The sequence below is a fragment of the Pontibacter pamirensis genome, assembly GCF_010015475.1.
Taxonomy (GTDB): domain Bacteria; phylum Bacteroidota; class Bacteroidia; order Cytophagales; family Hymenobacteraceae; genus Pontibacter; species Pontibacter pamirensis.
In genome coordinates, this window is the sequence record NZ_SSNI01000010.1 from 74,273 (window position 1) to 87,207 (window position 12,935).

7 protein-coding genes are annotated in these 12,935 nt (G+C 47.7%); 4 read left to right on the forward strand and 3 right to left on the reverse strand.

The features are described 5' to 3' along the window. Positions 1 to 2,139 (reverse strand): S9 family peptidase, encoded by a 2,139-nt coding sequence (locus E1919_RS10540; RefSeq protein WP_162053354.1) that lies wholly within the window; start codon positions 2,137 to 2,139, stop codon positions 1 to 3. Positions 2,140 to 2,589: 450 nt separating this feature from the next. Here E1919_RS10540 and E1919_RS10545 point away from each other — a divergent pair, with 450 nt between their 5' ends. From E1919_RS10545 to E1919_RS10560, 4 genes are all read left to right on the forward strand, one after another. Then, the gene (locus E1919_RS10545) at positions 2,590 to 5,703 is read left to right on the forward strand and encodes a SusC/RagA family TonB-linked outer membrane protein (RefSeq protein WP_162053355.1); all 3,114 of its coding nucleotides are present in this window, start codon (positions 2,590 to 2,592) and stop codon (positions 5,701 to 5,703) included. Positions 5,704 to 5,714: 11 nt separating this feature from the next. Then, a complete protein-coding gene (locus E1919_RS10550) occupies positions 5,715 to 7,133 on the forward strand; it encodes a SusD/RagB family nutrient-binding outer membrane lipoprotein (protein ID WP_162053356.1) in 1,419 nt (472 codons plus the stop codon). A gap of 312 nt (positions 7,134 to 7,445) precedes the next feature. Further along, complete coding sequence (locus E1919_RS10555; RefSeq protein ID WP_162053357.1) at positions 7,446 to 8,924, forward strand: circularly permuted type 2 ATP-grasp protein; 1,479 nt, start codon at positions 7,446 to 7,448, stop codon at positions 8,922 to 8,924. An 81-nt stretch (positions 8,925 to 9,005) separates the two neighbouring features. After that, positions 9,006 to 9,956 carry an alpha-E domain-containing protein gene (locus E1919_RS10560; protein ID WP_162053358.1) on the forward strand — a complete coding sequence of 317 codons (951 nt, stop codon included), beginning with the start codon at positions 9,006 to 9,008 and terminating at the stop codon, positions 9,954 to 9,956. A gap of 358 nt (positions 9,957 to 10,314) precedes the next feature. On the opposite strand, the gene E1919_RS10565 is transcribed toward E1919_RS10560, so the two are convergent. Continuing rightward, complete coding sequence (locus tag E1919_RS10565) at positions 10,315 to 10,962, reverse strand: TlpA family protein disulfide reductase (protein ID WP_162053359.1); 648 nt, start codon at positions 10,960 to 10,962, stop codon at positions 10,315 to 10,317. 442 nt (positions 10,963 to 11,404) lie between these two features. Next, positions 11,405 to 12,715 (reverse strand): serine hydrolase, encoded by a 1,311-nt coding sequence (locus tag E1919_RS10570; protein ID WP_237144246.1) that lies wholly within the window; start codon positions 12,713 to 12,715, stop codon positions 11,405 to 11,407. Between the last annotated feature and the right edge of the window lie 220 nt (positions 12,716 to 12,935).

Here is a 12,935-nt window from a genome sequence, read left to right on the forward strand (position 1 = left end):
CTACCGCTGCCCAATCCCTTTTCTAAGGAGTTTCCGCTGGAAAAAATCTGCTGTGGCATTGCCCGCTTTCAGTGCGTTGGAAAACAGCATCCAATGGTGGGTATCGTCTACCAGCACAAGCGTCTCAAAAGGTACTCCTTTGGCTTCAAGGCGTCGTACCATATCAATGCTGCGGCTGAACGACACGTTGCGGTCATCATCTCCGTGTATAAGCAGAACCGGTGACTTCCAGGTGCCAACAGAAGAAGCCGGTGAGGACTCCCAAATCACTTTGGCCGCCAGATCAGCATCCGGTGCACGCTCATACCTATCGGGTGCAACAAGCTCAGTGATTCGCCCGAGAGAGCGATCGCTCATACCATGAATATCCACGCCTGCAGCAAAAAGGTCAGAATCGCGGCCCAGCGCCAGCGCAGTGAGGTAGCCTCCGTAAGAACCTCCATATATACCGATGCGGCTGGCATCCACCTGCGGCTGCTTTGCCAGCCAGGTAGCCGCTGCCCGTATGTCCTGGTACTCAGAAGCTCCGGCAAGTCCTGCTTTTTCGGGTTGTTGAAAGGCATAACCATACCCTATACCCAAGCGGTAATTCACAGACAGCACCACAAAGCCAAGGTTGGTCAGGTACTGGTTCATGGCATAGGCATTGGCGTAGTAGTCGGAGTAGTGCCACCCTAGGAGCATCTGCCGCGATGGTCCGCCATGCACATACACGATAGCTGGCTTTTTGGCCGCCCCACCCTTCGGCTCAAATAGCTGCGCATGAATGGTGAAACCGTCCGGAGCTTTGTAAGTAACCTGCTGCGGCGTTACCAGCTGCTTTTGCGGGAAGGAAGCAGGTATAAGATCCTGGGCGAGCACTTTCACCTTGCCCTTATCAAAGGACATAACAGACGGAAGCGGCGGACGCTGCGCCGTAGCCGTTATCAAAGCTACTGTGGCACCATCACCCGTTAACACCGGCGACCACTCCAGGCCATCCCCGGGTGTGAGTAACTCCATCGCGGGCTTGTCCACGGGAACACGTGCCACATGCCGGCGATCTATATCTGCCTTTTCTGGTCCCGTGTTCGCGCTAAACAGCAGCCACTTTCCATCCTGGCTCAAGCTGATATGTTCGGCCATAAACTCCCCTTTTGTGAGCAGCAGCGGTTCACCTCCTGCCGCCGGCATGGAGTACAGATGCGGCCACCCGTCGTGGTAGGAAAGAAACACGATGCGGTTTTGTGCTGCCCAATGCAGGTTGTACCCACCGTGTGTGTTAGGCACAGACCCAGGCAGCGTCTCCGGTGCTTTCCATAATTGTGTGGCTTCTCCGGAAGCTACGTCGGCCATCCAGATAGCCCAGGGCCTGTGGTGCTTTTCCAGGTAGGCTTCAGGAGCGCCTCCTGTGCCGGGAGTGCGTACAAAGACAATCCGCTTCCCGTCTGGTGACCAGCGTGGTGACGTGTCCTTGTAAAAGGACGGCGCCATCCACTTGATTGGTGTGTTGCTATCGGTATAGATTCCTACAAATGCGTGGCTTCCCCGGTTTGAGACAAAAGCTAACTTCTTTCCATCAGGTGACCACTCCAACGAACTTATTGAACCTCTCGCTCTAAAAAGCGGCTTCGCAGCAGCTGTTTTCTTTAACAGCGCCTCCCAGACCTGTCCGTTCCTGATAAAGGCAACCCGGTCGCTGTTCGGAGAGATGACAGGTTCATCTCCCTCCGCCAGGGCTCTTGGCTCTCCTCCGGCAAAAGGCATGGACCACAACTCCACTTTGGGCGGCACCGGATCAGATAGTGGGTTCACAGTTTCACCCTCATCCCATATTGCCCCGTGCTCCCCTCCTCTTACATATACCACCCACTGCCCATCCGCTGAAAGAGACAAACTGGTAATTTCCTGTCCGTCATCAAGGGTATAGTTTGTGAGTTTGCGGGGAGTAAAAGCAGGCCCTTCTGCAACATACACGTTACGCCTGCCCTGTTCGTCAAACACCCAGGCAATTCGGGAGCCTTGTTCGGAGGCTGTCAAGCCACTGGGGAAAGGGTAGCTACGAACAGCCTCTAGTGCAAAGCCCTGCGCCTGCAGTGGCATATCTTGTAACAGAAAAGCAAAAGCAATAAGAAAGCAATAAATTATATACCTTTTCATAGATAATTTATATAAGAGCAGGGTTTACGTGCTAATATAGCTATCTAAATGTGCTAAAACTTTAATGCTTAGTCAATATTTCACCTAAAAACAAAGTTACTGAAGCCCTTCTATTCTTTCTATGGTCATGACAAACAATGATCCAGTAACCATTGCTGCTCATATGCTTCTTGATTCTATGTTATTTTATCTCCAAAACCTCCTTGAACATACAGCGCAAGGCTAAATCAGAAATATTTTCCTGCTTCCAATAGCGAAAACCACGTTTTCTGAATATATTCCATTCCACTTAAGGCAAACACTCTTCTCAGAAAGCAACATATTTTCAGCTACTTTGGCACTTTTTTAACAATATGGCACAAAGCTTTAAGTTTATTTTAAAGTTGTAATATATTAGCAAATTATATTTACCAAAATTCTACTATCGTTTACAGTTTAATCTACTACATTATGAAAAAAATCTTTACTTTTCTCTTGCTGGTGTGTTGGGTAACCAGTGCCTTTGCGCAGGAGAGCGTAATTACCGGCAGGGTCACGGGTGCCGCAGATGGCATAGGGCTGCCGGGTGTTAGCGTGATTGTGAAAGAAACCACCAGAGGCACCGCAACCGATGCTGAAGGTAATTACCAAATCAGGGTTCCGGACAATAACGCGGTACTCGTGTTCCGGTTCCTGGGCTACAAAACCCAGGAAGTGCCGGTAGGAAACCAGTCGGTTATCAACGTGAGCTTAGAAACTGATAGTGAGCAGCTTTCTGAAGTGGTAGTGACTGCTTTGGGTATTTCGCGTGAGAAAAAGGCGCTGGGCTATGCCGCCCAGTCAGTAAATGCCGAAGAGTTGACACAGCACCGCCAGCCGAACGTGCTGAACGCGATGCAGGGTAAAGTGGCAGGAGCCGTTATCTCCAGCACAGGCGGCGCTCCGGGTCAGGGCACAGACATCCGTATCCGGGGAATAAACTCTATCGACCCGAACCGGCCTCACCAGCCACTCTTCGTAATTGATGGAATCCAGATGGACAACTCCACCTCTACTTTCGGGGAGGGTACAGAACTCCGGGGCATGAGTAACAGGTTAGCCGATTTGAACCCGGATGACATTGAAAGTATAAACGTACTGCGAGGCGGTGCGGCTACTGCTTTATATGGATTGAGAGGAGCCAACGGCGTGGTGGTTATCACAACCAAGAAGGGGGCACAAGGTGGTTTGCGTGTTAACTTTACCAGTACGGCTGGCATCGAAGAAGTAAACAAATTCCCGGATGTGCAGGACACTTACACCCAAGGTTATTTAGGTGCATATGACCCTGAGAGCTTCTGGCCATCCTGGGGACCTACTGTGGCAGAGGCCCGCCAGATAGATCCTTCACACCCTGCCGAACTCTACAACCATTTCGAGGACGCTTACGAAACCGGCAGCCAGTTCAGGAATTCGCTTTCCTTCGCAGGCGGTACTGAGCGCTTCACCTTCCTGTCTTCTATCTCACACCTGCGCCATGAGGGGGTGTTGCCTTTTACAGATTATGAGAATATCTCGGCCCGCCTGAATGCAGAAATAAAGGTCAGCGAAAAATTCAGAACAGGCGCCAACTTCAACTACATCAACTCCGGCGGAAACCGCTACAACGCAGACCGCTTCAACGAAAGCCTCAGCTACTGGTCGCCGCGCTGGGACGTAACGGATTACAGAACGGCGGACGGCACCATGAACACGTACGGCAACAACAACCCGATATATGGTGCTGCCACCAACCAACTGGAGGACGACGTAAACAGGTTTATCGGGGGTTTGAGCTTCGGCTATTCTCCGCTTAGCTGGCTGGATTTTAGCTACCGCATCGGCCTTGACACGTATAATGAGGCCCGTACCGCTACTGCGCCAGGTCCGCGTGGATTGGCCGGTGAGCGCGTGTATGAAGACAATGATCAAGGCTTTGTAAATGAGTATACTACCAAGTTCAGAGCCATCAACTCTACCTTTATTGCCACGCTGAATTCCTCGTTCGGCGAAAACTTTAACGGCACACTGCGGCTTGGCCATGAACTCTATGATAGGAACATTAAAAGCTTTGGGGTGGAAGGCTCTAACCTGGCTGTTTATGATTATTTTTACCTGACAAACGCACAGTTTCTATCATCACGGCAGGAGCAGAAAGAGTACCGGCTGATGGGCTTTTTCGGAGAGGCTTCTATTGATTACAAAGACTTCCTCTTCCTGACCCTGACGGGCCGGAATGATATTACCTCTACGCTTGAAAACCTCAACAACTCCTTTTTCTACCCTTCTGCCAGTTTAAGCTATGTGTTCAGCGAGCACCTGGAGCTACCTGCATTCATCGACCAGAGTAAGTTCCGGCTGTCTTACGCCCAGATAGGTAAAGATGCTTTAGAGTACTCTACCTCCTCTGGTTACGGGGGTTACGATGTGCTTCCAACAGGCTATACCGGCTATACCAGATCTGCCCTACTGGGTAATCCGGAACTCCGTCCGGAATTCACCAACACCTATGAAGCAGGCCTCGAAATGTCGTTCCTCAACAACCGCCTGGGTTTTGACCTTACCTATTACTATTCGCTGAGCAAGGACCAGATCCTGAACGTCAATGTGGCAAACTCTACTGGTTTTATAACCGCGGCGGTTAACTCCGGTGAAATGCGAAACGCAGGTATAGAGCTCGCGCTAAATGCCACTCCGATAGTAACCAATAACTTCAGCTGGAATTCATCACTAGTCTTTTCTGCTAACCGCAACAAAGTCCTGAGCATCAGGGAAGGACTGCAAGAGATTACGTATGCCTCGCAGTTCGGCTACGTTGGCTCAACTGTTACCATGAAACTGATACCAGGGGAAGCTTACGGTAATATCTACGGCTCTCATTACCAGCGCTACTACGGACCCGGTGAAGAAGAAGATCCGCTTTTCCTGGATGAGTCAAGGCCAATCGTTATCGGGGAGAATGGTTTCCCGGTACGGGCACCGCTTTCAAGCCAGAAAATACTGGGTAACTCTCAGCCCGATTGGATTGGAGGCTTTACCAACACCTTTACCTACAAAAACCTTAGCCTGACAGGCTTAATTGATGCCCGCATAGGCCATGAGAAATACAACCAGATGGGCAACTTCTTCTCAGCTTTCGGTATAGCGGAATACACCGAAAACCGCGACGATGTAATTGTGTTTGATGGGGTGCTGGCAGATGGCACGCCTAACACACAACCTGTTTGGTTAGGACAGGGTGTAGGACCTGATGGCGTAAACTATGGCAACGGCTTCTACCGTAACGTGCACCGCGGCGTATCTGAGAACTTTGTGGAAGACGCCTCCTGGTTTCGTCTACGTTCCCTTACGCTGAGCTACAGTCTTCCGGAGCAGTGGTTCAACAACATCTTTATAAGAAATGCCAATGTTTCGCTCACCGGCAATAACCTGTTGCTTTCTACAGACTATTCCGGCTATGACCCTGAAAACAGCTCAACGCCTAGCGGCAGCAGCGTGGATGGCTTTGCCGGTTTTACTTATCCGGCAGTTAGAAGCTATCTGTTCACCCTTAATCTTGGATTCTAATTAGAAGAGGTATGAAAAAGATATTTAGATATACATTTGCCCTTGTCATGATGGGGGCACTATTCAGCTTACAGAGTTGCGAGGATTATTTTGACCTGGATGAGAACCCGAACCTGGTAAACAATCCTCCCTTGGCTACCATGCTGGCCACCACCACTCAGAAAACCGGCCTCAACACCCAGCGGGTGGCTAATATTACGTCCTACTTTGTGCAGTACCTGGCAGGCCCTGTCGCAGGAGGATCAACAGACACTTACCAGGTAACCGATTACACCAGCACCTGGGACGCGTTGTACCTGGCGATGGCTGACATTTATGACATGAAACAAAGAGGTATAGAAGCGGGAGCCAGTGATTATGTAGGCGTAGCCAACGTACTGATGGCTTACAACCTGAGTCTGGTAACCGACCTTTGGGGTGATGCACCTTACAGCGAAGCCTTTATCAGCACCACCCTCACGCCAGGCTTCGACTCGCAGGAGGAACTTTACAATACATCTTTACAGCTAATCGACGAAGCCATAGCGGAGTTATCCCGAACAGATTCTAATGTGTTGTTAGATCCGGAAAGTGACCTGATACATGGCGGTGACAAGGAAAACTGGATAAAAACCGCCTACGCGCTCAAGGCAAGGTTCCTGAACAAGTTAAGCGAAACCGCTTCTTATAATCCTGAAGCCGTACTAAGCGCTGTTGATAACGCCTATACATCCAATGCAGATAATGCAACGATGAGCGTATTCCAGACACGGAACCCCTGGGCTACTGTTGCGCTGAACAACGAGAACCTTTTATTAGGCGGCTGGCTGTCTGAGCAGTTTGTAGAGCACCTGAAAGGCACAACTACCGGCGTGTTTGACCCTCGTATTGCCCAGATTACGGACACAACTATCACTGGAGAATATATCGGCACGCCTAACGGAGTAGGCAATGTGGGGACAGCCAGTAATACAGTCAGAGACGAGTCCTACATTTCCCGTAACTCCCCTCTCACGGGAGATGAATCCCCTCTTATTCTTATTTCCTACCCGGAAGTGAAGCTGATTGAAGCAGAGGCAGCCTTGCGCGCCGGGCAAACCGACAGAGCCTATGCTGCTTACTTGGAAGCAATTGAGGCCAGCATGGATCTGCTAGAGGTAGAACCGGCTGCCGCTGAGGAATATCTCTCTGACCCTGCCGTAGCTGTAGGTGCCTCCAACCTCACCCTAGATCTCATTTTTGATGAGAAGTATGTGGTAACTTACCTGAACCCGGAAGCATGGAACGATGCCAGACGGTATGACTATGCCTATGAAGGCTTCGAGTTACCTGCTAATGCAGACTTATCGACTTTTATTCGCCGGGTAGCTTATCCGCAGGGAGAGGCATCCAAAAACCCGAATACGCCTGAAAGTCCGGTTTTATCTGAAGAACTTTGGTGGGATGAGTAAAACCTGAATCTGTGTAAGATAACGAGTAAATAAATAGAAAAAGCCGCTGTGAGTACAGCGGCTTTTTCTATTTAGAGCATATTCCAAACTCATTCCCTGAGCTGCAAACGTGCGCTTTCAAAAACAAAATTTAAACATACTCTTAAAACACTCCCGAAGCTGATGCGTTGAAAACAGTACTTTTCTCCGGAAATCTTCATCATGAAGCAGTTTTTTATGTGTCCGGATGAAAACCACAACATAATCAAAGAACAAAAAGCAGATGAGTTTCTCTTGCTGAGGAAAACCTGGTGCTGATAAATATGATAGGAGATGCAGCATAACAACAGCGATACAACAAACGGGATGTTTGATGACTACAGTATTAATCCGGATTTTCTGGATGAGGTTTTTTCCCCTGACGGCGCAGTGAAGCCTGCGTACGCCATGATAATCGATCAGCTGAAGCAGTATTCGACAGCGGACTTAGCTGAACTTTATGAGCGCGCCCATCAGGCTTTTTTTGAACAGGGAATAACCTTCAGACTTCCTTCTGACAAGGCTAAAACACGTGAACGGGTTTTTCCTTTTGATCTTTTACCCAGATTAATCAACAGCAGGGAGTGGGAAAAACTTCAGCGGGGAGTTGTCCAGCGGAACATGGCCATCAACGCGTTCATCCACGATGTATATCACCAGCAGCATATTTTCAAAGACAAGCTAGTACCGCAGGAACTGGTCACAAACTCTGTACACTACAGCCCGGCTATGGTCGACCTGAATCCGACAGGAGGAATTTACAACCATATATCCGGCACTGACCTGGTGAAACACAGTGACGGTGAGTACTATATCCTGGAGGACAATGTGCGCACCCCTTCTGGTATGAGCTATGTGCTTTCTAACCGGGAGGTAATGAAGCGAACTATGTTTCAGCTGTTCGGCAAATACTCCTTGCAACCGGTGAAGGAATTTACAGAGCACTTTCTGACGATGATGCGCTCCGTGGCGCCAGCAGGTGTAGACGAGCCCAACGGTGCGGTGCTGACAGATGGGATGCAGGCTTCGGCTTATTTTGAGCATGCTTATATGGCCCATAGTATGGGCGTTCCACTGGTAGAAGGAAAGGACCTGTACGTAGAGCAGGACACGGTATACATGAAAACAGTGGCTGGCCCCAAACGCATCGACGTCATGTACAGACGACTGGACGATGAATTCCTGGACCCCGAGGTATTTGAAGCCGACTCAGTGTTTGGCGTGCCGGGTATTATGAGGGCTTACAGGAAAGGTAACATTAACATGCTGAACGCGCCGGGTTGCGGAGCCGCTGACGACAAAGCCGTTTACAGCTATGTACCTGCTATGATCCGGTACTACCTGGGCGAAGAACCTATTCTCAACAATGTGCACACGTACCTGTGCTCGGAGGAAAGTGACTATAAGTACGTCATCGAAAATATGGACACGCTGGTGGTTAAGCCAGTGGATGAGTACGGGGGCAAAGGCATACTCATCGGCAGCGCTGCCACAAAGGCGGAGTTGAGCGAATACAAGCAGAAGATTGCCCAGGACCGGAGCAAATACATCGCGCAGCCGATTATGGCGCTGTCGAACCATGCCACCTACATTGACGGAAACAATCAGTTTGAGCCCCGCCATGTAGATTTACGCACCTATACCCTGCTTGGCAAAGACATGCAGTATGTGCTCCAGGGAGGGCTGACAAGGGTGGCGCTGATAGAAGGCAACATGATTGTCAATTCATCCCAGGGTGGTGGGTCCAAGGACACCTGGGTGCTGGAAGAGTAAGCTACTTCTTATGAACCTGTTGGAAGCAAAGCGGGAACGCAGGAGGTGTAAAGAATTTGATTGGATACTAAAACGCAAGGCATGATGCTATCAAGAAGCGCAAAAAAGATATACTGGATGGGGCGCGACCTGGAATGGGCTGAGTTCGTCGCTCTTTATTCGAGGGTACAATATGAAAACCTGATGGATTTGCCGGCAAGGCAGTCGAAAGAAGATTTACTGGAAGATATACTGCATGTGGCAGATGCACAGGAGAATTATTTTTATGCCCATTCACAACTGAAGGCAGAGGATGTGCTCACCTTTATATGCATTGAAGAAGCGAACCCCAATTCGGTTTTGGCTTATGTAGACAGGGTTCGGGAACTGGCAAGGGGCGCCCGTGACGGACTTTCGCTTGAGCTTTGGGAGTACATTAACCGCTTCTATCATACCATGAACAGCTATAGCACTGAAAGACTACACCGGGAGGGTATACAGGGTTTTGCCGGGGCAATAGAGTCTAACAGCTGCCGTATTAAAGGCTATATACACAATAACATGCTCCGGAATGAGGCCTGGATGCTGTTTTCACTGGGCATGTATATGGAAAGAGCCTTCCTGATAACCCGGACACTTTTGCACCAGATGCAGGCCATTGCCACACAGGGAAGTTCGGGGCAGAGCGGGTCTGATGAAAGCTACCGGTTTGCCCTGCTGCTCGGAAGCATAGGGGGCTACGAAATGTTTAAACAGGGGTATCAAAAGAACGCCTCCCGTAAGCTTGCGCTCGACTTCCTGGTTTCAAATAATGAATTTCCGAAATCTGTCGTGCATACCCTCACTTCCATCCACACGATACTGAAAGACCTGCACGCTTCACGGCAGGAACAGGAGAGTGCTCTCCAATCTACTTCCCACACTATTCTTTCGCAATGTCAAGCTTTCACTCCAGGGAATGAGGCAGCAACAACAGTAGACTTTCTGAAAAAAACACTGGCTAACCTTCATGCGCTGTCCGGGCAGTTGGAGCAAACTTATCTGAAATTCTAATTTTCAGGTGCGGATAAACATACTACCAGGTGCGGCAAGACGAAGGGGAGCAAAGCATTGTGAAAAATGAATTTAGAATATATAAACTTCTGTTATATAAGTTTTATATAGACATTACCCACTTCTTCAGCTCAAAGGAAAAGTGTTTCCAGTTTTTCTTCAATGCGCCTTGCAGATGTTCCGGTGCCGTGTATTATTACTTAGTTTAATGTACTGTAAAACAGTAATATACACAATAATTATTTACATTGGGGACATTACAGGGGACAGAATGATATACTTGTTAATAAAAAGTGCTTCAATGCTTTTTAGCTGTTGTTCTACGCTGTTATTGTAAATTATTTGGTTCCAAATTCATTTACTTTACCTTTTTCTGAATAAGTAAACTATTGATCACAGGTGAATACTCGTTAAAAACGGCTGTTTTGGCTCTATCATCAACGAAGCCACCTGCGGAAATATGTCGTAAAATACCATCTTGGTCAAAGACCATACTTGTAGGGAAGCCGAATGCTGTAGCTAAGAACATATTCGAATAAGATTCACTGTCGGTAATTAATTGATATTTAAAATCATGCTTAGGCAAGAAATCTTCAACCGTTCGCTGTCGAGAGCTATTTCCGAATGCGAGAAAGACTACTTCTTTACCCTCATACTCATCTACCAACCTATTGAGAGCTGGCAGTTCTGCCACACATGGCTTACAGCCGATATACCAAAAATTCATTACCACTATTTTCCCTGCCAAAGATTGCTTACTGATTGGCTTACCATCGAGGGTTTGAGCGGTAAACTCTGGCATTGGGGAACCAACTAAATTTTTGATTGCCTTATGCGGTACAAACATTAGAGAATCTCTTTCCTTGTCTGTTGAGGCTTTATTAAAAGCCTCCCTTGATGGTGTAACAACCTTTTCCTTAAAATTACTAAAGTTAAGTACCTGAGAATTTCCTTCTGTAACACACATTAGCATGGTTAAAACAAAGGTAAATATTGTCTTTTTCATATTGGGCTGGATATATAAAATGCGTAGAACTAGCGGAAATGGGTGAACATACTGTTAACTGCACTATGTATGGAAGTGGTTTTGCCTTTTCTTCCGCTGCCTTGCAGTACTTGGTTTGGTTAAAAAAAACAATTTTGTAGGTACCCCCACACTCCATTCAAGATATAAAGATTTTGTTAATGCTCCTAACCAAAATAAATATATTTATATCTCCTATATAGAAAGCTGTAAAAGCAAAAAAACCGGTGTTACCCGGTTCTTCTTGTTGAAACCCTTCTGTTATGAATAATGCTGAATACTCTTCGCAGCTTAGAGAGTAGAGGAAGTAATCTATGGATGCTAATATTCCACTCTCTTCCCAATGTAGCTGCTCCTCTTTTGGCAACCCTTCAAAGGAGAATTCATCTCTTACTCCTCCGAACTTCCGTTAGCAAAGGGACAATTACCTGCTACTACTGCCTTCGCTATAATCTATCCTGAACTTCTCCAGGTCCGGGAGGTGCTTCTTTTTTCGTTTAAGCTCGTGCTGGTAAATCACCTGCCCTAAATCTCTCATAAAGGGAAAACCAACTTCTTCGTACTCATACTCCCCGTTGTTAAAAATTTCATCCTCATTCACAAGTATAACGGCCGTTAGCAGGAACTCCACCTTGTTTTCAAAATCTACGATGTATGCATTGTCAATCAAAAAGCCATAGGCATCCCCCACCTTATTGAAAATCCGGATGTTGTCCGGCATCCGCTCTTTTGAATCTCCAAACATCAGAAACTTTACGTAAGGGTCAGGGTACTCCTGTGGGTCGTAAGCGGGGAAGTCGCTTTCGCGGGGCACCATCGACATGTACTTATACAGAAAAGCATAGTCATCAGGCGTTAGATTAAAGCGCTGCTTTTCCGGCACCGCCTCCGGAAACAGGGCCGTCTTCAGAATGCCCTGCAGGTTATCTACGGAGATGTAATTCTTACCTGAGAAATCCATCGGCTCATTTACCAACTCGTCATCCTTGTAATGGCCTTTCCCCAACAGCACAGTGCTCAACCTGGTTGGTACAGGAGCAGGATTCCTGGTAAGTGGCTGTTGGTATAAAATGTTATCCCCCGCATAAAAAGTAAAAGGATTTGTATGGGCGTTTTCATCGGGGCTCAGGAAGATGGATAAGCGATGCACCAGCCGTACATCCTCAAAGCCTTTCTGGTGCAGCGTTTGGTTAAGCTGCTGCTGCCCTACAAACTCATACAAGCGGTTAAAGGCATCGTTATCACTCACCAGCAACACCTTTTTGATGTAATGCGCAACAGACGGTAGCTGATTTTCTGAGCTGCTGTCGGCTTTTACAGCACTTTGCCCGGCATATGCACTGTCTACCTGCAGAGGCGTGTACTTATTTAAGCCTGCAATGTTCAACTCATTCAGCTTCTCCAGCGCTACCAGCGCCGCTGGCAACTTTATGGTGCTGGCCGGGTAAAAATACTCCTTCGCGTTAAGCCGGTAATTATAGGACGTAAAATGCGGCTGGTTCTGCGCATCGCGGTCTATCTGCGTGTACAGGATCTGTACCCGGTACTTGTCGGGGTTATTCAGTATCTCCTGAAACTTTTCAGGGTGTTTCTTCAGGACTTTCTGAATTAGTTTCTTTGACTTCATCGTCTGTGCAGAGGCAGCCTCCTGGTGCAGAAATAAAATTGCGTGGAAGAATAACAAACATAAAAGCACTGGCAGGCTTAACTTGCTGCGCTGGTTAATTTTAATCATGATAGCCTTGAATATTCTAACTATTAAGGTACAGACTTTTGTGAAATTCTCCATATAGGAAGCGGAAAACGAAAAATACTGAAGAAAGAATTACGTTGTATTTTCATTGAAATCCTTGGCAGTACACCTCAATATTTAGTGCTGAAAACGTATAATTGCCGGTTCAAAATTTATTAATGGCGCTGTACTTTTGCAGTACATCAACCTTTGCTAACTTTAG

Bases quoted from the DNA above. Each gene is read 5' to 3' on its own strand.
- E1919_RS10540 (WP_162053354.1), bottom strand. From the start codon at position 2,139: ATGAAAAGGTATATAATTTATTGCTTTCTTATTGCTTTTGCTTTTCTG.
- E1919_RS10545 (WP_162053355.1), top strand. From the start codon at position 2,590: ATGAAAAAAATCTTTACTTTTCTCTTGCTGGTGTGTTGGGTAACCAGT.
- E1919_RS10550 (WP_162053356.1), top strand. From the start codon at position 5,715: ATGAAAAAGATATTTAGATATACATTTGCCCTTGTCATGATGGGGGCA.
- E1919_RS10555 (WP_162053357.1), top strand. From the start codon at position 7,446: ATGCAGCATAACAACAGCGATACAACAAACGGGATGTTTGATGACTAC.
- E1919_RS10560 (WP_162053358.1), top strand. From the start codon at position 9,006: ATGATGCTATCAAGAAGCGCAAAAAAGATATACTGGATGGGGCGCGAC.
- E1919_RS10565 (WP_162053359.1), bottom strand. From the start codon at position 10,962: ATGAAAAAGACAATATTTACCTTTGTTTTAACCATGCTAATGTGTGTT.
- E1919_RS10570 (WP_237144246.1), bottom strand. From the start codon at position 12,715: ATGATTAAAATTAACCAGCGCAGCAAGTTAAGCCTGCCAGTGCTTTTA.